Origin of the sequence: Cohnella baijiui, assembly GCF_020731285.1 — a bacterium.
GTDB lineage: Bacteria > Bacillota > Bacilli > Paenibacillales > Paenibacillaceae > Cohnella.
The window spans coordinates 1-253 of the sequence record NZ_JAJFOW010000292.1 but is presented as its reverse complement, the minus strand read 5'-3'; the positions used below and the strand labels follow the sequence as shown (position 1 = coordinate 253).

Annotated in this window: 1 protein-coding gene; it reads left to right on the top strand. The window is 49.4% G+C overall.

What is annotated here, in order from left to right:
- A partial coding sequence (locus LKX83_RS32690; protein ID WP_227887445.1) for a hypothetical protein occupies nt 1-253 on the top strand: 253 nt, incomplete at both ends.

Genomic DNA, 253 nt, shown 5'->3' with positions numbered 1-253 from the left:
AGGAAATATCAGAGGAAGCGAGAGAAGAGGAACAGGAAGAGGAGCAAGAAGAGGTTGAAGAAGAGAAGCAGGATGAGGCCAGAGTATCCATTACATTGAAGGGAACAAAGCGCGATCCTGTAACGGTTACGACATCGTTATTATCTTCTTATGCTGAACGTGAAGAGAGGCAGACGGCTGAGCCTGCGCCAACTGAAGCAGACGAGGTACGCAATCAAAATGGTACAGGAACAGAGGAGGGCGAAGAAGGGCC